This window comes from Paraburkholderia phymatum (assembly GCF_038900715.1).
GTDB lineage: Bacteria > Pseudomonadota > Gammaproteobacteria > Burkholderiales > Burkholderiaceae > Paraburkholderia > Paraburkholderia phymatum_A.
In genome coordinates this window covers 1-19,187 of the sequence record NZ_JAYMRZ010000022.1, presented here as the reverse complement: position 1 = coordinate 19,187, position 19,187 = coordinate 1, and the positions used below count along the sequence as shown (strand labels likewise).

The 19,187-nt window shown below is 56.8% G+C and carries 18 protein-coding genes and 4 pseudogenes; 13 read left to right on the top strand and 9 right to left on the bottom strand.

The window, feature by feature from the left end:
* Positions 1–211: 211 nt before the first annotated feature.
* Both VSR68_RS31745 and VSR68_RS31740 read right to left on the bottom strand, forming a co-directional pair.
* On the bottom strand, positions 212–556 hold the full coding sequence (locus VSR68_RS31745) for a cytochrome c (protein ID WP_342943577.1): 345 nt from the start codon (positions 554–556) through the stop codon (positions 212–214).
* Positions 557–566: 10 nt separating this feature from the next.
* On the bottom strand, positions 567–1,799 hold the full coding sequence (locus tag VSR68_RS31740; protein WP_342943576.1) for a molybdopterin-dependent oxidoreductase: 1,233 nt from the start codon (positions 1,797–1,799) through the stop codon (positions 567–569).
* A gap of 258 nt (positions 1,800–2,057) precedes the next feature.
* On the opposite strand from VSR68_RS31740, the gene VSR68_RS31735 reads away from it, so the two are divergent.
* The 5 genes from VSR68_RS31735 to VSR68_RS31715 all read left to right on the top strand — a co-directional run bounded on the left by VSR68_RS31735 (position 2,058) and on the right by VSR68_RS31715 (position 6,256).
* Complete coding sequence (locus VSR68_RS31735) at positions 2,058–2,756, top strand: IS6 family transposase (protein WP_342943575.1); 699 nt, start codon at positions 2,058–2,060, stop codon at positions 2,754–2,756.
* 136 nt (positions 2,757–2,892) lie between these two features.
* Entirely contained in the window at positions 2,893–4,077 is a 1,185-nt protein-coding gene (hpnI, locus tag VSR68_RS31730) for a bacteriohopanetetrol glucosamine biosynthesis glycosyltransferase HpnI (protein WP_342943574.1), read from the top strand.
* Positions 4,078–4,123: 46 nt separating this feature from the next.
* Entirely contained in the window at positions 4,124–5,134 is a 1,011-nt protein-coding gene (locus VSR68_RS31725; protein WP_342943573.1) for a lysylphosphatidylglycerol synthase domain-containing protein, read from the top strand.
* Positions 5,135–5,260: 126 nt separating this feature from the next.
* Positions 5,261–5,389 carry a hypothetical protein gene (locus VSR68_RS31720; RefSeq protein ID WP_342943572.1) on the top strand — a complete coding sequence of 43 codons (129 nt, stop codon included), beginning with the start codon at positions 5,261–5,263 and terminating at the stop codon, positions 5,387–5,389.
* 63 nt (positions 5,390–5,452) lie between these two features.
* A complete protein-coding gene (locus tag VSR68_RS31715) occupies positions 5,453–6,256 on the top strand; it encodes a ferritin-like domain-containing protein (protein ID WP_342943571.1) in 804 nt (267 codons plus the stop codon).
* A gap of 133 nt (positions 6,257–6,389) precedes the next feature.
* Here VSR68_RS31715 and VSR68_RS31710 read toward each other — a convergent pair whose 3' ends face one another.
* The gene (locus VSR68_RS31710; protein ID WP_342943570.1) at positions 6,390–6,731 is read right to left on the bottom strand and encodes a hypothetical protein; all 342 of its coding nucleotides are present in this window, start codon (positions 6,729–6,731) and stop codon (positions 6,390–6,392) included.
* A gap of 600 nt (positions 6,732–7,331) precedes the next feature.
* Here VSR68_RS31710 and hpnJ point away from each other — a divergent pair.
* A complete protein-coding gene (hpnJ, locus tag VSR68_RS31705) occupies positions 7,332–8,753 on the top strand; it encodes a hopanoid biosynthesis associated radical SAM protein HpnJ (RefSeq protein ID WP_342943569.1) in 1,422 nt (473 codons plus the stop codon).
* A 199-nt stretch (positions 8,754–8,952) separates the two neighbouring features.
* On the opposite strand, the pseudogene VSR68_RS31700 reads toward hpnJ, so the two are convergent.
* Positions 8,953–9,198 (bottom strand): annotated as a pseudogene (locus tag VSR68_RS31700) (IS6 family transposase); the annotation flags it as partial.
* A gap of 63 nt (positions 9,199–9,261) precedes the next feature.
* Here VSR68_RS31700 and VSR68_RS31695 point away from each other — a divergent pair.
* Positions 9,262–9,501 (top strand): annotated as a pseudogene (locus tag VSR68_RS31695) (IS6 family transposase); the annotation flags it as partial.
* Positions 9,407–10,222 (top strand): GntR family transcriptional regulator, encoded by an 816-nt coding sequence (locus tag VSR68_RS31690; protein WP_428983635.1) that lies wholly within the window; start codon positions 9,407–9,409, stop codon positions 10,220–10,222. The pseudogene VSR68_RS31695 and the gene VSR68_RS31690, both read left to right, overlap by 95 nt.
* A gap of 253 nt (positions 10,223–10,475) precedes the next feature.
* On the opposite strand, the gene VSR68_RS31685 is transcribed toward VSR68_RS31690, so the two are convergent.
* A complete protein-coding gene (locus VSR68_RS31685; RefSeq protein WP_342943568.1) occupies positions 10,476–11,102 on the bottom strand; it encodes a GntR family transcriptional regulator in 627 nt (208 codons plus the stop codon).
* Between VSR68_RS31685 and VSR68_RS31680 the strand changes: the two genes are divergently transcribed.
* Positions 11,086–12,102: an MFS transporter gene (locus tag VSR68_RS31680; RefSeq protein WP_342943567.1), complete on the top strand. Its 1,017-nt coding sequence runs from the start codon at positions 11,086–11,088 to the stop codon at positions 12,100–12,102. The two genes, VSR68_RS31685 and VSR68_RS31680, sit on opposite strands and share 17 nt — an antisense overlap.
* 382 nt (positions 12,103–12,484) lie before the next feature.
* Here the strand turns inward: VSR68_RS31680 and VSR68_RS31675 are convergent, their stop codons facing one another.
* Positions 12,485–12,679, bottom strand: a complete 195-nt coding sequence (locus VSR68_RS31675; protein WP_342943681.1) for a hypothetical protein — start codon at positions 12,677–12,679, stop codon at positions 12,485–12,487.
* Between VSR68_RS31675 and VSR68_RS31670 the strand changes: the two genes are divergently transcribed.
* The 3 genes from VSR68_RS31670 (at position 12,600) to VSR68_RS31660 (ending at position 15,946) form a co-directional block, all read left to right on the top strand.
* On the top strand, positions 12,600–13,967 hold the full coding sequence (locus tag VSR68_RS31670) for a sensor histidine kinase (protein WP_342943566.1): 1,368 nt from the start codon (positions 12,600–12,602) through the stop codon (positions 13,965–13,967). The two genes, VSR68_RS31675 and VSR68_RS31670, sit on opposite strands and share 80 nt — an antisense overlap.
* A 10-nt stretch (positions 13,968–13,977) precedes the next feature.
* A complete protein-coding gene (locus VSR68_RS31665) occupies positions 13,978–14,649 on the top strand; it encodes a response regulator (protein WP_342943565.1) in 672 nt (223 codons plus the stop codon).
* A gap of 124 nt (positions 14,650–14,773) precedes the next feature.
* Positions 14,774–15,946, top strand: coding sequence for a porin (locus VSR68_RS31660; protein ID WP_342943675.1), 1,173 nt, complete (start codon positions 14,774–14,776; stop codon positions 15,944–15,946).
* A 126-nt stretch (positions 15,947–16,072) separates the two neighbouring features.
* Here VSR68_RS31660 and VSR68_RS31655 read toward each other — a convergent pair whose 3' ends face one another.
* Together VSR68_RS31655 and VSR68_RS31650 are read right to left on the bottom strand one after the other, a co-directional pair.
* Entirely contained in the window at positions 16,073–16,363 is a 291-nt protein-coding gene (locus VSR68_RS31655) for a hypothetical protein (protein WP_342943564.1), read from the bottom strand.
* 178 nt (positions 16,364–16,541) lie between these two features.
* A pseudogene (locus VSR68_RS31650) lies at positions 16,542–16,673 on the bottom strand (IS6 family transposase); the annotation flags it as partial.
* A gap of 41 nt (positions 16,674–16,714) precedes the next feature.
* Between VSR68_RS31650 and VSR68_RS31645 the strand changes: the two are divergent.
* Positions 16,715–17,142, top strand: a pseudogene (locus VSR68_RS31645) (DDE-type integrase/transposase/recombinase); the annotation flags it as partial.
* Positions 17,143–17,220: 78 nt separating this feature from the next.
* Here VSR68_RS31645 and VSR68_RS31640 read toward each other — a convergent pair.
* Positions 17,221–17,790: a hypothetical protein gene (locus VSR68_RS31640; protein ID WP_342943563.1), complete on the bottom strand. Its 570-nt coding sequence runs from the start codon at positions 17,788–17,790 to the stop codon at positions 17,221–17,223.
* Positions 17,791–19,187: the final 1,397 nt, after the last annotated feature.

Genomic DNA, 19,187 nt, shown 5'->3' with positions numbered 1-19,187 from the left:
CACATTGCCGACGTAGAACTCAACACGCTCCAATGTCCGCAATGGCCGACCAGCCGTCGTCGTTTCCTTGATGAACATTCGTTGCGGGGGAGGGAAGTAGAGGTGCAACCCAGCGCACGCATCGTTTTGATATAACGTTCGTCACCGAAGTGGCTGTGCGGTCGGGGCTACCGAAATGGGTGGCTGTGGTTTCGTCACGCCTGCGGCGCCGCTACGGCGTTCCGTTGATCCTCGTCAGATATCGTGCGATGTCCTCGACCTGTTCCGGAGGCAACGGCGCGCCATAAACCGCGCGCATCTTTAGGACTTCGGCCTTCCAGGATTCGAACGAAAGCGGCGGCTGGCGTATCACCATGTCCACGGAGTGGCATATCACGCACTGTTGATTGGCCAGATTGGCCCCCGGCCCGGGTGGAAAAGTCAATATGCCGTTTGGCAGCGAAACCTCGACCGTTTGCGTAGCTGCTTTTGTCGAGGGCTTGTTGGGGCCAGCTGCGAACGACGTGCCGATCCCCGTTGCGGCCAACATGGCCAGAACGATCGATCTCACTCTCATCGCGCTCTCCTCATGCTGCGACAACCGTTACCGATTCGACCAGATTGCGCATATAGCCGCCGGGATTCCAGTTCGGCTCGTCCGGCTGTGCCTCGCCCTTGTCGTTGATCGCTTTCACCTTCAGCACGTGTTGCCCGGCATTCCGGGGCATGAAACGCGCCTCCCAGCGGCGGAAGCTGAACTTGCCGAAGTCGCGGCCGACGCTAGCCGTTGACCACGACGCTCCACCATTCGAGGAAAAGAGCACCTTGCTTACGCCCGAATCGCCACCGAAAGCGATGCCGCGCACCGTTTGCGTTGCGCCCACATCGATCACCGAGCCGTCGCTGACGTTGGTGAAGAATGATCTCGGCACCATGCGGTTGATCGCGATCGTCTTCACGCCGGTCTGTTCCGGGGATACGTTCGCGTGCGGCGTATCCGGGATCTGGTACGCCTTCGCCATCCAGAAGTTCTGATCGGGTGTGTCGATGACCTCGATGTCGTTCAACATCTTCACCCAGTACGTCGAATACCAACCCGGAACGACGAGCCGCAACGGGAAACCGTTCAAAAGCGGTAGCGGCTGCCCGTTCATGGCGAACGCGACCATGACTTCGCCGTCGCGCGCATGATCGACGCTCAGCGCCTTGATGAAGTCGGGTGTGGCGGCAATCACCCCTTTATCAAGGCCTCTGTAGCGAACCTGCACGGCCCCGGCCTTCACGCCCGCGCGATCGAGAATGTCCCTGAGGCGTACGCCGGTCCACAACGCATTGCCCATCGCGCCGTTACCCCATTCTCCACCAGCGACGCGCGGCTTGAAGAATCCCCGCGAGTTGCCAGCGCATTGGTTCACGGCGGCGAGCTCGACGTGCTCAAACCCTTTCCTGATGTCATCGAGTTCGAGATCCAGTTCGCGGGCGACCGATCCATGAACCGTCAGCCGGAACGTCCGGGCGTCGACACGCGTGGGAATGCTCGCGAGGTGCCAGCGCACGAAAAAACGACCGTTTGGTGTGAACACTCCTTGATCGAAGACGGAAAACGGTGTCTCGAGCAACGGCGGCCGGCTGCGTAAGAGCACCATCTCGCCCTTTTGCGGGAAGTCGGTCGTCAGTTCCCTTAAGCCGTTTTCGAACGGAAGGGTGATCGCGTTGGCGGCGCGCACGAGATTCGTCCAACCGCCTGCCAGGCCAACGACACCGCTCGCCATGAGCGAATGAAGCACGTGGCGGCGCTTGAGGCCGCATTCATCATTCATCGTGGTATCCCCTGGAGCAGCAATTCCTTGATGATTGCTTCGCTACGCTGTATGTGAGGTACTAACGAATATATGCAGCCGGTTAGAGGCTCTCTATCGGGAATACCCGGAAGAAATCCGCGTTTGTGCGCGGTGGGAACCCCACTCCTTGCCACGGCTAGCTTATCGGCGTGAGTTGCGGTGCCGAAAGTACACGGTCCTGTTGCAATAGGGAGGTCCGCTATCATGCGCGGAGCGAGATGAACGACTGAAAGCTTGATGAAGACGCTGAATCCGACCGTGGCCCGCGTGCTCAAACGCCTGCATTACCCGCTTGATGTCATCCTGACTTGCGTGCGCTGGTATGTGGCCTATCCGCTCAGCCTGCGAAACCTGGAAGAAATGATGGCGGAGCGAGGCATCTCGGTCGATCACTCAACCGTGCATCGTTGGGCCCTCAAGTTGCTGCCGGTGCTGGAAAAAGCGTTTCGCCGCCACAAACGCGCCGTCGGCAAGAGCTGGCGCGTCGATGAGACCTACATCAAGGTCAATGGCCACTGGAAATACCTGTATCGCGCCGTCGACAAGGCCGGCAACACTGTCGACTTTCTGCTGCGCGCCCATCGGGATAAGACTGCGGCGCGGCGGTATTTCGAAAAATCGATCGCCCTGAATGGCGAACCCGAGACGGTGACGATCGACAAGAGCGGGGCCAATATGGCTGCGCTGGAAGCCATCAACGCCGAGCGCGAATCGCCCATCAAGGTCCGGCAGACGAAGTACTTGAACAACATCATCGAACAGGATCACCGCGCGATCAAACGGCATACCCGTCCCATGCTCGGGTTCAAGAATTTCCGGTGCGCGCGCATCCTGCTCGGTGGCATCGAGGTGACTCACACGATCGCTAAGGGGCAGATGAAAGCCAACGGCGCCCGACAAACTTTCGCCGATCAGTTCTATTCGTTGGTGGAATAAGTAGTCCTAGTCATATCAGGTTTTTCTCAACTTGCAATCGTTATCGCGAGAGAACCGAAGCACTGATCCTTAAGGTTGCATTAAGCGTCCGTCAGGCAGACTCTGATGTCTCAACGACGCTATCATCCGGAGGAATATGGATCAACTGCATGTTGTCCACCTGTTTCTCGCCTTTGCCGCCGCGTTATGTGCTCTATGCTCAGGGCTGGGCATCGTATATACCCTGTTGGCCAGTCTCCTCATGCGACCGTTTTTTTCGCGCCCGAAGGCTGTGCCCGTTTGCTTTCCACCTGTGACCGTCGTCAAGCCGTTGCATGGTGACGAATGGCAACTAATGGAGAACTTAACGAGTTTCATGGAGCAGGACTACCCGGGACCGGTTCAGTATATATTTGGTGTCCATGATCAATCTGATAACGCGCTCAAAGCGGTCGACATATTGCGGGCCCATTTTCCTCAGAGGAGTGTGACCGTCGTGGTAGACGGCAGGGTATATGGACCCAACCGTAAAATCGCCAATCTCGCAAACATGCTGGATCGTGCAGAGCACGACGTACTTTGTTTTTCCGACAGCGACGTGCGTGTTGGCCCAAGTTTTCTGCGAGACATCGTGGGTGCGCTTCAGCAACCCGGTGTCGGACTGGTCACGACTGTTTATCGCGGATTGTGTGCGCCCGGGTTCTGGCCTCGAGTCAGTTCCGCCATGACCAACTATCATTTTTTGCCCGGCGTAGTGACAGGGCTGTCCATTGGACGCGCGCGACCATGCTTTGGCCAGACGATTGCTACCACACGGACAACACTGATACGCATAGGCGGTCTCGTGCAGTTCGGCCATCATCTCGCAGAGGATTACGCGATTGGCGAAGCGGTGCGCCGCAGCGGCTTGTCGGTCGCCATTCCTCCATTCACCGTACATCATGCTTGCGTTGAGATCACCGTTTCTCAACTAATCGCTCACGAGTTGCGATGGTGCCGCACTATTCGCGCTGCAGACCGGATGGGGCATCTCGGCGCAGTTCTGATGCATCCGTTCCCGCTTGCCTTGCTCGCCGCACTCTTTTCGCTGGGAAATCCGCTGGCATGGGGGCTGATAATGCTTACACTCATTTGCCGCGCGATATTGGTGCTTCAAACGGACCGCGCGACGGGAGGGAGTCGCAGCGGCTTTTTCTGGTTGCCGCTCTGGGATATCCTTCAGTTCGGAATCTACGTGACAAGCTTCTTGTCGTCGTGCGTGTTGTGGCGCGGAGAACGCTTCGATGTTGACGAGGACGGATTGTTGTCAGCCCGCATCCAACGTGACCCGAGCCTGAAATGATCGACAATTCGACGGTGCCCCCTCATATTGAACTGACCACATCCAGATGAAATACCTCGGGTCCGCTGCTGCCTTGCTTGGGTTAATGATTGCAGGCTGGCTAATCTGGCGAGAAGATCCTGTAGCGATCCTGCATCTGTTGGAGTCCGCAGGCGGGGGCTTGGTGCTGGCTGCCCTCGCACATGTCTTTTCCATGATTCCCAACGCATGCGATTGGCGGATGCTGATACGTGATGCGGAGCGCCCCTCCTTTGCGACCATGCTCAAGCTCGTCTGGATTCGCGAATCGATCAATGGACTGCTGCCGGTAGCGAGGATTGGCGGGGAAATCGTTTCGTTTCGCCTGCTCGCGCGTGTCGGCGTGCGCCCTGCAACCGCCGTGGCAGGTCTAGTCGCTGATATGCAACTCACGCTCATCAGCCAGGTCGTCTTTGCGCTCGTGGCCGTCGGGTACCTGCTGGAGCAGGCCTCGTCGGATTCCGTGCGCCTTGCGGGAAGATTAGCATGGGGTCTTGCCGGCATCATACCGGTCCTCTTGCTCTTTGCTCTGGTTCAACATGCACGCCCGTTTGAACGCGCCGCGCGAACGCTTAACCGGGTCACGAGTGGTAAGGTATATGCCCTCGTTGGAAAGTCGGCACGCATCGATCAGTCAATCAAACTGATCTGGCGGCAGACCGGCATCGTGGTGCGCTATTTGTTCATCTGGCAAACGCTGCAGTGCCTTGGGTTGGCGCTCGAAATCTGGATTGCGTTGCATGTGCTTGGGTCGGACGCGACCTTCGCAGCCGCGTTCGTACTCGAGGCACTGATTCAGCTCGTGAGCAGTTTTGCCTTTTTCGTGCCGGGAAACATTGGCGTGCAAGAGGGCAGCTTCGTTGTGATCGGGGGCATGCTAGGTATCGATGCGCCCACCTGCCTTGCACTGGCAGGCGCGCGGAGAGTGCGAGATCTACTGTTCTTCGTGCCCGGACTCATTTTCTGGCAATTGGCTGAGCGTTCGTTTGGCCCTCCGCGCTCACCGGCCTTAAATACTGGCAACGCAAACAGCAAGTGATTCTCATGGAAATGAGAGCGATTCGTGGTTGAATCGAAGCGACACGCGGTGACATCAGATCAGGTCTGGTCATTACCGATCTGATGTCACACGTTGCGGCGCTGCATTCACCTTGGCGCCTCCAGAATGAACGAAACTCCCCTCGACGGGTTCGCCGTCGAACAGCTGATTCAAGGTTTTCGCTCACCTGTACTGCCGCAGCACCAGCCCGACCAGGCGACGTTCGAAGCCGCAGACCGCAAGGTCAGGTATTAGACAAGCAATGTTACTGGTACGCTGAGACCAGGGTCTGATGTGCATCGGAGCGAGATGTGCCGAATGTTTCGTGAAACCTTGAGTCCGTACCGCCCTTCGGTCCTCGACTGGCCTCAGCTCGACCTTGACGCACTTGAGCGGATTGTTTCACTGCCGATCTGGGACATCGCTGTGCAGACGGAGGGCCGGGCCAGACTGCGCATGGCGGCGTATGCAAGCACCATCAGCGAGCCGGACGTACGAGACGCACTTGCGCTGAATGCATGGGAAGAGAACCGCCACAAGGAGGTGCTTTCGCGGATGGTAGCTGCGTACGGTATTCCACTCACGAGCGAAGCACCGTACATATATCCAAAGGATACCGAATGGGCTTACCTAATCACGGGTTACAGCGAGTGTATCGACAGCTTCTTCGCGTTCGGTCTCATTGAAGTTGCCCGACGCTCGGGGCTGTTTCCGCCTGAACTCGTTGATACTTTTGAGCCGGTAATGCAAGAGGAGTGTCGGCATATCCTGCTCTTTGCAAACTGGGCTGCATGGCATCGGGCAAAGCTTTCCTGGTGGAGTCGCATTCGCTTCGAGCTAAAGGTCGCGGCTGTGTGGGCGTTTCTCATCTGGGAGCGAATGCGGCTTGCTCAGACGCTCGATGCCGAGGGAACGGAGCATAAGCAGGATAACAACTTCACCAAAAATGGCGCGCAGTCTCTGTCATCCGTGAAGGTGGGCCTACGCGAACTTATGACGCTGTGTCATGCAGAGAATGATCGACGCTTTTCTGGCTACGACCAGCGATTGCTGCGTCCCGAAACGATCCCGAAGATCGTTGGTTTTGCGCTGCGTTTTATGCGGTCAAAAAAGACCAGGTGACACGTTGACGAATGCCACGGTGCTCAACCTTCTCAGCATCATCATGGGCGCTTGCGATTGGCGCGCTCGAATACTCCGCATCCCGATCAAGAACGGGTATCCGTGATTTCGGTGGCCTTTGTTGTGGACGACTTCATAATTCTTCTTCTATTAGAACGCCAGCGCTGCGAATCACTTGCAGATAGTTGGCCGAATCACCAACAGCAGCGGTGGCTTGCTCTGCCAGTTTCCATATGCGCGAAGACTTTTCGGCGTTTGCCATCATCGCCTGGAGAACATCTGATTGGGTAAATCCGCGAGCGCTCGCCACCTCGAGGACGGCGACCAATATGCGCCGGGCTGCTGATCTTGCCTCCGCCGAGGCTAAGGGTGCACGATACGCAAGAAAGCCTGCCATCAACAGAAATTCGGCCGGGCTGATGCGCTGGCCATTCCCAACGGGCACACCTGCGGCGTCGCCCGGACTTTGCGCCATCGATTACCTCCTAGCTTAGAATAATGCAGCGTGATCATGTGCATCGGCGTCGACCTGTAGCTGACCGTCACATCCGGTCGACATGCCCGATAACGCGGCGGAAAGCGTTGTAACTTCAGGCGAGAAGATCGTTGTTTCGTCCTCTCCGCTGTTGCATGCGGATGTCTTAACTTTGCAATCAGTATGCGTCAAGCCGCGTACGAAGTCGACTCCTTGGTGTGGGTGCGTTCACGTTCATGGATGTTGCGAAGGGCGAGCGAGGGACTCGCGCGATCGGCCCACAATAAATTGCTGAGGCAAACGAAGTAACGACGTTCGCTCCAATACAGTAGTTGTCCACTGCAGTAATTAAAACGTAAATATTTTTTCAACGTGAGAAGAAAAAGGTTCACATTCAAAAACGTGTGAGTCATAGTATTCTTTAGCGGGCTCAGCTGAGATCCAGGGCGCCCTTACACCAGTGTCGTTGTGTCCGCGCCGGCTATCCAGCAACCGTCTGGTTGTTTGAAGAACTCAATTAATTCATCAATTCAATATCACCAGCAGCGGCCTTACGTGCAACGCGTTCATTAGAGTGAACCATTATCTTTGAGGGCATTTATGAAGACGCTGTTTCTACAGGCACCTTCGTTCGACGGCTTCGATGGTGGAGCGGGCTCGCGTTTCCAGACCCGTCGTGAGATCCGATCATTCTGGTACCCGACATGGCTCGTCCAGCCTGCTGCGCTGGTTGAGAATAGCCGTGTCGTGGACGCGCCTGCAGATGGCCTGTCACTGGATGCAACTCTTGATATTGCCAATGATTACGATCTTGTAATCATCCACACAAGCTCGCCCTCGTTCGTGAGCGATGTGCAGTTCGCGGAGCATCTAAAACGACGCAACGCCAGCATCCTGATTGGGATGATTGGCGCAAAGGTGGCCGTCGATCCTCACGGCTCGCTTGTCGCAAGTAACGCGATCGATTTTGTGTGCCGCGAAGAGTTCGACTTCACTTGTCGCGACGTCGCACAGGGACTTCCTTTCGAGTCGATTCTCGGTCTGAGCTACCGTTTGCCAGACGGCGAGATCATGCACAACGAATCTCGGCCGATTCTGGAAGACATGGACCAGTTGCCATTTGTTGCGCCGATCTATAAGCGCGATCTCACGACCACGAATTACTTCAGCGGCTACCTAAAGCATCCGTATGTGTCGTTGTACACAGGCCGAGGCTGCAAGTCACGATGCACCTTTTGTCTCTGGCCGCATACAGTCGGGGGGCATCGCTATCGTACGCGGTCCGTCGAGCACGTCCTCGAAGAAGTGAAATGGATCAGGGACAATATGCCTGAAGTCAAGGAGATCATGTTCGACGACGATACCTTCACTGATTTGAGGCCGCGGGCTGAGGAGATCGCTCGAGGTCTTGGCAAACTAGGGGTGACGTGGTCGTGCAACGCAAAAGCGAATGTACCGTATTCAACGCTGAAAGTGATGAAAGAGAACGGGTTGCGGCTATTGCTCGTGGGCTACGAATCTGGCGACGACCGGATCCTTGTGAACGTCAAGAAGGGACTACGCACCGATATGGCACGGCAATTCAGTGAAGATTGCCGCAAGCTCGGTATCAAGATCCACGGCACATTCATTCTCGGGCTTCCAGGGGAAACACACGAAACAATACAGAAGACGATCCAATATGCAAAAGAGATCAACCCGCACACGATCCAGGTGTCGCTCGCTGCACCCTATCCGGGAACGGTTCTTCATAAGCAGGCTATCGAGAATGGGTGGCTGGAAGAGAGCAAGGTCATCACGCTCGTCAATTCCGCGGGTACCCAGCTTTCGACGATCGGCTATCCGCACCTGTCTCGCGAAGAGATTTTTCTCGGTGTGGAAGAATTCTACAAGCGCTTTTATTTTAGGCCATCGAAAATATGGGAAATTGTTCGTGAGATGCTGGTGAGTTGGGAGATGATGAAACGGCGACTGCAAGAGGGCGTGCAGTTCTTTAGATTTCTCCGTGACCACAAAGCATGAGAGGTGTTACTCGTGAGAATCAATATGGCAGATTTTCGCGGGTAGTCGATCAGTTAGGCGAATCGATCGTTGCTCTGCACGAAGTGCAGGGCAAACGATAGCGAGGACGTCTTGGCCTATGCCTCGCGTTTGAGTGGGAAAGGCTCTGTCAGGTTAAGGGGCCCGGACTATCTGTGCGACGTACGAGTAGTTGTCCTCATCAGAAAACTTCATCGACAACGGTAGCGACGGTCCAATCGTGCCAGTTGGCGAAGCGTTCTTTGAGTATGGCGCGATGACGTGCCACGTTCATCTGATGTCTGGGCAACGCGAAGTGCCGCCGGATCGGGCCAAAACATGAGAGAAACGCCTGCGTGCGGAGCGCATCGCGAAACCCACTCAGCTGGCGCTCGCGCCTGCGGGTCGACGGGTGGCTGTTTTCGGCGCGATTGTTCAGGCGTGGGCTGTGGTGCAAATAGTGTTCAACGAATCGGTTAGAGTGGCGGGCTGACGAATTTGAGAGCCCGCGATGAGCAAACGGAAGAATCTGGACAGCCTGTTTGCGGGTCGTCACTTCGACCGCGACGTGATCATTCTTTGTGTGCGCTGGTATCTGCGCTACAAACTCAGCCTGCGCGATCTCGTCGAGATGATGGCCGAGCGAGGGTTGTCGCTTGCTCACACGACGATCCTGCGTTGGGTGCGACGCTATAAGCCCGAGTTCGTCAAGCGCTGGAACCGTTTCGCCACGCCTGCGGGCCGGTCGTGGTGGCGGCGCGCTCGCGGGTTTGTCCGTCGAATCGCACGAGCCGATCGGCAAGCAGATCTTCCGCTCGTTGCGTGAGGCAATTTTTACCGGCCTGCTTGCGCCCGGCACACCGCTTTCAGAGAAAGAGGTGTCGGAGATGTTTCAGGTGTCCCGTCAACCCGTACGCGAAGCATTCATCAAGCTCGTCGAGGCCGGCGTGCTGCAGGTGTTGCCTCAGCGCGGCACATTCGTGAAGCGGATTTCCCCGCGCAAGGTACGCGAGGGGCGTTTCATCCGCGAGGCGATCGAAGCTGCCGTCGTGCGCAAGGCGGCCGAGGCCATTACCGATGCCCAACTGGCGGAGCTCGCCGCGAACCTGCGCGAGCAGAAGGCGGCGGCAAAGCTCAACGACACGGCCGCATTTCTCGCCTGCGACGAGCAGTTTCACTTTCTGATCGCCCAGTCCATCGATTGCGTTGCGGCGTGGGAGACGATCCAGGACATCAAGGCGCAGATGGACCGGGTCCGCTATCTGAGCCTGCATGAAGTGTCGCCGCTGGATCTGCTGATCAAGCAGCATGCGCTGATCGTGAGCGGCCTGAAGGCGCACGATCCCGACGCCGCGGAAAACGCGATGCGCGCGCATCTGCGAGAGATTCTGGTGTCGCTCGGGCCGGTAGCGCAACTGAATCCGGACTGGTTCGAACCAGACGAGCCGGAGGCGGTGAGGCTGATGCTTTAGCGCTTTTTAACTGCGGAACTGCACGATCGAAAAACGAAATGTAGAGCCGTACTCGAACCATACCTCTTCGCGCAGAAGCCTAAGTGCTCCACAGTCGAAGCTGCCCTTTTGCTTCGGTCTTACGACACGATTCACGTTCCGTATTTCTCGCAACGAGAGAACGGTAGCTTCGGCGCCACCGATCTTGGGCTGGACGATCTTCAAGTGGTCCGCCGTTATGACAAGCGTGAGTCGCGGTTCAAAAATGCGCTCATCACAATCGCGTCAAGTACGGCGGCAATTCCGCGAGCGTCGCGTTTGCCGCGCCTTCAAAGCGTTGAAGCCAGCGCGCGTCGGCCTGCTTCAGGTGGTCATGCAGGGCGGCCGCCGCCTTCGCGGGCTTTTTCGAAAGCAGCAGATCGTAGATGGTCCGGTGTTCTTTCAGCGCATCTTCGATCGACGTAAGCGGAATGCGCAGCACAGGATCGAACAGATAGCGGGTCGGCACAAACAGCATCCGCGTGCGCGCTAGCGCCTGCAGGATTTCGCCATTAGGGCAATGCGACAGCAATCGGATGTGCAGGTCGTGCTCAACCACGTCGGTATCGAACCCTTCGCGCGGAAAGCCATCTAGCGCTTCTACCACCGTTTCGCGCAACTGCTCCAGATAGTCGCGGCTCACATGCGGTGCCGCCTGCTGCAGTGCCTCCGGCTCCAGCAGCCAGCGCAGTTCATACAGATGATGGGTCTTGTCCGGCGTGACGCGCGTTGCAATCCAGCGCCCCATCGAATCCTTCGTGACCAGCCCGACACTGTGCATGCGGGCGAGCACATCCCGCGCGACTGTGCGGCTCACGCCGAAGTGTTCGGCGAGTCGCTCCTCGATGATCCGCACCGACACGAACATCACGCGCGCGCACAACTCGCGTTCCAGCTACAGTTCGATCGGTCTCGCTGCACCCGTGATCCTCACGGCCGCGCGTCTCGTGCAAGGCATTTCGGTCGGCGGTGAATACGGCGGCGCGACATCGTTCATTGCCGAATACGCACCACCTGGCAGGCGAGGCTTCTATACCGGCTGGCAGACGTTCACGATCGGCCTGGCGTTGCTGGTAGGCGGCGGCGTTGCGTCGATCATCACCGCGTCGCTGTCGACGGAAGATCTGCGCGCGTGGGACTGGCGCCTGCCGTTTTTTGCAGGTTTGCCGCTCGGCTTCGTCGGCCTTTATCTGCGGCTCAAGCTCGAGGAAACGCCGCATTTCGCGTCCGTGCAACAGACGGCCGCAGTCGAGCGCGCGCCGCTGTTGACCGGGCTGCGCAACGAGTGGAAGCCAATTCTGATCGGCATGGGGCTGATCTCGGCGCCGTCAGCGTGCATTTACATCTACTACATCTATTCGCCGACGTACCTGTCCGCAGTACTCGGTTTCAAGCTTGCTGACGCGCAGCGCGCGAACCTGTACAGCCTGGTCTTCTATTGCTGTCTGTTGCCGTTCTTCGCACATCTGAGCGATGTGCTTGGCCGCCGTCCGCTGATGATCGCCAGTTCGCTCGCGATCATGCTGGTTACGTACCCGGCGTTCCATCTGCTCGACCCGCACGACTTCGGCAAGACGGTTGCGGGCTTGTGTCTGATGAGCATCGTATTCGCACCGCATTCGGCAACCGCATTGTGCGCGATGGCCGAGATCATGCCGACGAAGCTGCGCTATACCGGGTTGTCGGTGAGCCTCAACATTCCCGTCACGCTGCTCGGCGGCACTGCGCCGTTCATCGCAACGTATCTGGTCTCGCGTACCGGCGACCTGCAATCGCCTGCCTGGTTCGTGACGGGCGCGGGGTTGTGCACGCTGCTTGCAGCCCTCGCGTACCGTGAGACGCTGCGCAGCGGACTGCGTTAGGTTCGTTTAGGGCGCGCGCCCGCGAAAGACATTCGTAAATTCAGCGCCCAGTGCGAGCATCTGAAGCGATAGGCAGTTGTGGCTACCCCTTCACTTCGAGAGAAGTTGGAGAAGAGCATTTCGCGCGCGCCGACGGATATGTAGCTCTCCGTCGTTCATGTTTCCCGCCAGGCGGGCCGTCAAACGGACAACCGCGACACATTCTGCCGTTCGCATCGTTGTGCTCGCAAGGCCGCTGTCGAACACAAAGATCGGGTAGTTTGATTCGTCGATGCCTTAAGGTGTTCTTCAGAAATCATCTGGTTGAAATCGTCCAAAGACTATCGTGCGCGTCTGCGTGCACAAAGAGAAGGATCGTAATAGTGGAAATCCCGTACGAGATTCAACGTGCAGCGAAAGTAATGAGAAGGGTTGAGCCTCGTAGAATCGCGCCATAGACGCGGGGCACGCGCGATATTTCGGCGGTGGGCGTCGATGAATGAAACAGGGAGTTCAAATTGACGCTGAGTTTGCGCGCGCGATTGCTGTTGTGGTTGATCTTGCCGCTGGCGGCATTCGTGGTGGCGACAGCGCTCATTTCATACGACTCGGCCAGTAGTACTGCCACTGTAGTTCAGGATGCGGCATTGCTTTCGTCCGCTCGCACGATTGGCGAAGATATCGATTGGGTCGAAGGTCGGCTCAATGCCGATGTTCCGCCCGCTGCACTCGAAATATTCGAGTCGCCGTATCAGGATCAGGTGTTCTACAAGATTGTTTCCGCCGGAAAGCGATTGCTCGGCGGCAATCCCGATCTCGCATTACCGTTGCGAGAATCGACGCAGCCCGTGTTTTACGATTCGACGTTGGATGGACATGACATCAGAGTGGTCGCGTACACGCGCCAGTTATACGACTCCGGCAAGGTCGAGCCTGTCACGGTCGTGGTCGGCAAGACACAGGTTTCACGTCGCGCGATGCTCGAACAGCTTTGGCGCCCGCATTTTCTTCGCGAATGTCTGATGCTTGCCCTGGTGGCGGCGTTGGTGCCGCTCGGCCTGACCGTCGAGTTGCGTCCGTTGATGAAGCTCAAGAACGACGTCACCGATCGCGAGCCAATGCAAATCGAACCGATGCGCGCAGAAGGGCTGCCATGGGAACTGCGTCCCATCGTCGATGCAATCAATCAATGTATTGCGCAGCTGAAGGTTCATACCGCGAGGCAGCGTCAGTTTATCGCGGACGCCGCGCATCAGTTGCGCACACCGTTGACGCTGCTCGATACGCAGATCCAGTATGCGTCCCGGCGCGAACACCACGATCCCGAAGTTGTCGCTGCGCTTGGCGGCATGCGACGCAGCACGCAGAAGATGACGGACATGACGAATCAGCTTCTGCTGTTGGCACAGGCGGAAGCTGCACCGGCGCACGTCCATACGCGGGTCGATCTGTCTGGAGTGGTCGCGTCGGTGCTCGAAGAACTTATCGTGGCCGCGCATCGCCGTGGCATCGATCTGGGCGCGGAGTTTGCAAACGACATGCACGTCGAGGGTAACGCAAACCTGTTGCATGCGCTCGTCGCGAATCTCATCGATAACGCGATCCGCTATACACAGGACGGTGGCCGTGTGACGGCGCTATGCACTCGCCAAGGCGACGATGCCGTGCTCCAGGTCATCGATAACGGTCCCGGCATTCCCGCCGAAGCGCGCGCGCATGTGTTCGAGCGGTTCTATCGCAGCACGACGTGTGTCGAAGGAACAGGCCTTGGCCTGTCGATCGTGCGCGAGATCGCCCACCTGCATGACGGCTCGGTCGTACTGGGGCAGGGCGAGGATTACACGGGTCTCGTCGTTACCGTGCGAATGCCCGCATGGCGTAGTTGAGGACATCACAATGAAGCTACTGCTGGTGGAAGATAACGCGGACCTCGCGCATTGGATCGTCAACCTGTTGCGCGCGGAGAACTTCATCGTGGATAGTGTGCCCGATGCCGAGCGGGCTGAGGCGATATCGGGAAATCAGAGCTACGACGTCGTGCTGCTCGATATGCGCTTACCGTGCATGAGCGGAAAGGATTTGCTGGCACGCTTGCGACGGCGCGGTAACAACGTGCCCATCCTGATGCTGACCGCCCACGGGTCGATAGACGACAAGGTCGACTGCTTTGGAGCAGGCGCAGACGACTATGTCGTCAAACCGTTCGATGCGCGCGAACTTGTCGCGCGCATCAAGGCGCTCGTGCGGCGCCAGTGCACTGAGAAGGCCGTGTCGCTGATTTGCGGCGATTTGCACTATCAGTTCAATACGCGGGAATTCCGTCACATCGATACCCCGCTTCCATTGCGTCGGCGAGAACATGCGATTCTTGAAACGCTGATGTTGAGGCAAGGAAAGACAGTATCGAAGGCGACGCTGATGGAGAGCGCATTCAGTCTCGACGATGAACCGAGCGTCGATGCCGTCGATATCTATATCCATCGTCTGCGCAAGCATCTTTCCGCTTCGACTGCGCAAATCATGACGTTGAGAGGACTTGGCTATATCTTGCGGACGCGGGATTCCTGATCAACGAGGAGCGCACTGATATCGGTAAATGTACTTAGAAATCCAAGATGATCGTGATAGCGCCTTGAAGGATTGGCCTCGCTAGCATTGAGACAAGTTCTGGTTCTGTCAACGGACCAGGACCATACAAGGAAACACAATCTCAACGCGGCAAACAGAGGAGACAATCTTGAAGAAACGGCACTTGACCTTGGCTCTCGCGTCCGGTGCGATCGCGGCGACAGGCGCACATGCACAGTCGAGCGTTCAGCTATACGGCCTGATCGATCTGAGTGTGCCCAGCTACGTCACTCACGCCGACGAAAAAGGTAATCACGTAGTGGGCATGGGCATTGATGGGGAACCCTGGTTCAGCGGAAGCAGATGGGGCCTCAAAGGCGCGGAAGATATCGGCGGCGGTTCGAAAATCATTTTCCGGCTCGAAAGCGAGTACCGCGTGAGCGATGGCCAGATGGAAGACCCCGGTCAGATCTTCGACCGCGATGCATGGGTCGGCCTTCAGGACGACCGCTTCGGCAAGCTGACGTTCGGCTTCCAGAACACCATTGCGCGCGATGCGTCAGCGATTTATGGCGATCCTTATGGCAACGCGAAGCTGACCACGGAAGAGGGAGGCTGGACGAACGCGAACAACTTCAAGCAGATGATCTTCTATGCAGCGAGTGCAACAGGCACGCGCTACAACAACGGCGTAGCGTGGAAGAAGCTCTTCGATAATGGTCTGTTCTTCGCGGCGGGTTATGCGTTCGGCAACACCACGACATTTCCGACTGGCTCGAACTATCAGGCAGCCATTGGCTATAACGGTGGGCCGTTCGCGATATCCGCTTTCTACAGTCACGCGAACAAAGCTGGCAATACCAACCAGTCTTATTCGGTCGGTGGCAATTACGCGTTCAGTATTGTCCGTTTGAATGCAGGTTATTTCCATTATCTCGGCGATCAGGGTGCGCTCGGACAACGGCATGACGATGCGTGGACGGTATCGCTGAAGATCGCGCCGAAGGGTCCATTGGATTACGAACTCGGCTATCAACAGATGCGCGTCAAGAATGCCGCCTATAACGCGGACGGTGACATTCCGAATGCCAACATCGGCACATTCGATCCAGCTTCGGGCCTGCATAACGGGTATAAGGAAACGCTGTACTGGTCGGCGTTCTATCACCTGTCCAAGCGGACGGAACTTTATCTGGCTGGCGACTACATGCGACTGCACGGCGGCTATACGGTCGCGAGCACGTTCGGCGCGTCGAATCAGCTCGAGTTGACAACGGGTATCCGCACGCGGTTCTAAGCGTAAGTTCAAGGGGGAGAAGACATGCGCTTGCCGACAGTCAAACGCGTCCCCCCCGCGAACAGGACGCACGCTTGTGAATCGTGCGTCCCGTTCGCGCTGAAGCCCGCAGATGCGGCTATCGCATCAACTGACCGACTTGCAATTCACAAACGGCGCAGTATAGGGCGTCGGATACTCGGAAGACGGCCCGCTGAGCATTCGCAAAGGCTGGGTCGCCAGCACGTCGGCTTCACGTTGCTCGCGTCGGGTGAGCATTTGGTCCGACGAATATGCATCAGCCAGTGGCTCATTCACTGCGCAGCTCAGCGTCTTGCCGTCGCTGACACGTACCGTCGTCGTATACGCGTAGTCTGGTTGCGCCGCAGTGGAACTGATGCTCCAGATACCGGCCATTGCGGCGAAAGCAATGTTCAAGGTTCGAGTCCGCATGATCCGCGCTCCTTATTTGCACCTGATTTAGACACGGCAGCTGCGAGGTGGTGCGACCGATTTTGCGGAAGGATTTCTTGCGGAATCGTCAGGTACAACTGCGAATTTCGGGCGGTGTCGTTGAATTGGGTGCAGGAAATATAAGGCGCAATTCTTCTCTGGTAACCCCGCGCTCGAACAACAGTTCTTCGATATCGCGCAGGCTGAGCTGAAACCTGAAATACCAACGCACCGCGCAACTGATCACCGATGCCGGAAAGCGATGGCCGTGGTACAGCGGTTTTGCGTTTTTCATCACGCGGTCTTACTTGATCATCTCGGCAACGTGACGGTGCCCGGGCGGTGGATCGGGGCGGCCAGACGGTAGACTTCATGCTCAGGGCAAAGCGCGATGTGGCTGCCGCAAAAGCCCTTTTCAGCAACGTAATCAAACATCATGGACGGCCACCGGAGACGGTCACGCTCGATGGGTATGCCGCATCGCACCGGGCCGTGCGTGAGCTGAAAAAGGATGGCCTGCTTCCCGGGGACACGAAGTTGCGCTCCTCGAAGTACCTCAATAATCTGATCGAACAGGACCATCGTCACATCAAGTCCAGAACGAACGTGATGCTCGGGTTCAAACGATTCAGAGCTGCCGTGGCCACGATTTCGGGCATCGAGTTGATGCATCGCATTCACAAGGGACAATTCGACCTCACCATCTCGCGCGTGCCGATATCACTGCTTCCTCTGTCTGGAATGCTGTCCTTTTCAATCGATAAGTTATCCATATCTATAAGAGGCATCTTGGACGCGCCACCTATTTGCACGAGATCCTCACAGCCAGATATAAGGTGATGTCAGTGCTCGTGCCCCTGTCTGACTCTGACAAAATGAGCGCTTCCCTGGATTGCTATGTCGCAACCCTGGTCGCAGGGTGTCTTATCGAAGGCAGGCGGACCACTCGGAATATGCTGAGCGCTCGTGACACCGAACAGTTCATTCCCGTTGTCAAAGACTACGATTTTTTGCGTAAGCTTGGAATTTGGAAAAGTGATGCGCAGTTCGCCGGTACAGTTCGCATCCACGCTGTACGAAAGCATTTCGTTGGGCACGAAGGAATCAGGCGGTGAGCCGGACCTTACTGCGCCGTTGACCATCGCAAAGTCTTCCTGCGTGCCTGCTCCGTTACCGTCAAATGTCGCCAGTGCGACGGCGTCGATATCGTTCGGAGTAGCATAGCGGTGGAGCATCTGATTGGGGGCGGTCCCTGTGAGGATTCCAAGCGACTGCGCATGAACTTTGACGCCGTATGAACCTTTCAGGGTCGCGGTTGTGCACGCGTCGTTATCCCCAGCGTGGGCCAGGCTGCTCAGCGACAGCAACGCAATCGCGGCTGCCGCCGCTGTCTTGAAGAAACCGTTAGACATATTTATCTCCTTGTTCTTTGAAACGGGTTAGCGAAAGTCTTAAAAGCACCTGCGCGTCCTGCTGTGCTTGGAATCACGAGACGCCTTTATCGGACAGTGCCCTGTGACGCCAACAGACATCACGGCAGGAATGGGCTTCGGTGTAACGCACTAGTAACAGCAACCACCGGCGGCCCTTGGCCAGCCACGCCCGGAGACAAGAAGGGAATGTGCGTCTTTCACGGCGGACCTCAATCAAAGCGTGTTCTACGGGAGGGGCGGGCCCGTGTGTACGGTGTTCGAAGATGGTACGGACAGCGGCCAACGCGATGCCGGCATGCAGTGGCGAGTAAGTTGGCCGAAGGGATGCTCACTCGCATTCGAGCGGAATTAAGACTCTCCCGTGTCTTCAGGTCACGTAGAGCCGAAGATAAAGTTTGATAGCATTGCCCGATGTGATAGTCAGCAAGAAGGTCGTTTGTGCTCTGGAGGTGTAGCCTCCTCGAAATTGGTCTGTAATTTAATTGACAGAAAAACGATTTAATAAACAGCGAAACTTGTTTTGATAGCTTTAGAACTCTTTCACTTAGAACTCGGTATAGGTGCGCTACGTTACCGAAAATTGCTTTTTTGTTTTTTCCGATAGCCGCTGAGTTACGGCGGAGAATTGTTACCAAGACTGACTAGATGAGCGACCAGGAGGAATCTTGAAGGGGGGCGTGAGGCTGTATTCGAAGGAAGGAGCCGTGCGATTTGTGCGCGGTACAGGGAGCGCGGCCGGTACACGTCCAACGCCCTCGCGGCGCGCATGGCTGCGCCGGATGGGAAAGCTGCTTCGCTTTGGTGCGCAGACGGCTTCGAGGTCGGATACCTGATGACGCGCAATTACGAGCGATTGCGCGGGCAAAGACGGGTCAAGCATCTTGGACGTTGCGATGCCGTCTCGAATAATGCTCAATCACAAACTATTCACAGATATATCAAAATAATCCCGGTATGCTTCACTTCATTTACACCTAAAGAGCCGGTATTGAACTCAATTTTGGCAATATTCATTGCTTGAGTTACTGATGTTTCGGTTTTAATGGCATTCTTCAGCGAGAGCCAATATAGCGGAGTCCGCCCACTTAATAGGGCAATCCCCGAGCCTCTTTTAGGCCCGCAGCCTTATTCATCCACATGTGGTGAGCGAATACAGTGGTAATTGCCGGCGTGTCCCGTCGGCAATGACAATGCACCACCGGCAGAAAGCCTGGAATCCCGAAACGGGTCATCCCGGCAGCAGCCTAAGTAGTCGACCCTGAACAATCAGCGGAGCCTTCTACAGTGGGGCTTTGAGTCGGAAATGGTGTTGTGGGAATTGCAGGGACCTGGCATATTGATGCGTGAATCCTGCAATTCCTGATGAGGTGCAGATG